The sequence below is a fragment of the Vibrio sp. 1078-1 genome (genome assembly GCF_033340475.1).
Genome location: NZ_JAWOWM010000401.1, coordinates 1 through 675 on the forward strand (window position 1 = coordinate 1; position 675 = coordinate 675).

The 675-nt window shown below is 44.7% G+C and carries 1 protein-coding gene; it reads right to left on the bottom strand.

Translation table 11 applies throughout. The features are described 5' to 3' along the window. On the bottom strand, nt 1-588 hold a 588-nt coding region (locus R7190_RS27825; protein ID WP_318137922.1), incomplete at its 3' end, for an oligopeptide:H+ symporter. Nucleotides 589-675 lie beyond the last annotated feature (87 nt).

Here is a 675-nt window from a genome sequence, read left to right on the forward strand (position 1 = left end):
GACAAGGCTGATTATCATACCCACGCCCGCTGCTACGAAACCTGCTTTCCAACCAAATGAGTTCGTTACAGATCCAGAAACCACGCCGGCTAGCAGAGCACCAAGGTTGATACCCATGTAGAAGATAGTGAAAGCGCCATCACGACGATTATCACCTTCATTGTATAGGTCGCCAACCATGGTAGAGATATTTGGCTTGAATAGACCGTTACCACAAATAAGCAGAGCAAGACCTAAATAGAAAGTGTGAAGTGCTCCGAAGCCTAGTGCGTCAGCCGGAAGTGCCAGTGTGAACTGGCCGATAGCCATTAATGCACCACCAAGCAAAATTGAGCGGCGTTGGCCAAGGTAGTTATCGGCAAGGTAACCACCAATCAATGGGGTAATGTAAACAAGGCCGGTGTAAATGCCATAAAGGTCGAGCGCGTCTTTCGTTGACCAGCCCAAACCACCATTCATTGTGGTATCAGTTAAGTAGAGTACTAGAATGGCACGCATTGCGTAGTAGGAAAAGCGTTCCCAGAGTTCTGTGCCGAACAATAAGAACAAGCCACGAGGGTGACCGAAATATTGATGTTGGTTTGACATAAGCTCTTCTAATAATAGTTATTACATTTTTTAACGACACCTACGTATACATTGCAATTTAACTGCTTACAAACAATAAAATTTTAC